This is a genomic window from Amycolatopsis sp. SID8362 (genome assembly GCF_010550475.1).
Classification (GTDB): Bacteria; Actinomycetota; Actinomycetes; order Mycobacteriales; family Pseudonocardiaceae; genus Amycolatopsis; species Amycolatopsis eburnea.
Genome location: NZ_JAAGNB010001147.1, coordinates 1 through 314 on the forward strand (window position 1 = coordinate 1; position 314 = coordinate 314).

Annotated in this window: 1 pseudogene; it reads right to left on the bottom strand. The window is 77.1% G+C overall.

Annotated features, from left to right (window positions below):
• Nucleotides 1-314: pseudogene (locus tag G3I65_RS35530) on the bottom strand (helix-turn-helix-type transcriptional regulator); the annotation flags it as partial.

The following is a 314-nucleotide window of genomic DNA, read 5'->3' on the forward strand; positions in this document are numbered from 1 at the left end:
TTCCGCCGGGACGAGCTGGCCGAGGTACGCCACCGGGATGCCCGCCTCCGCCAGCGTCGCCCGCAGGGCCTCCATCGGCAGCGAGTGCCGCTCGGCCGGGCAGCACGCCAGCAGCACCGGCCGGCCGGGGACGGCCGCCGGGAAGCGGGCGCTGAAGCGCTCGTACGCCAGTGAGATCTCCGTCGTCAGCGCCCACTCCGAGGCGAAGCACGCGTCGCCGCGCTGCCAGCGGTCGCCGAGGCCGCGCAGGACCGGGGCCAGGACGTCGGTCCAGGCGGCGGCCGGGCCGAGCGTGCCCAGCGTTTCGTCGAGGA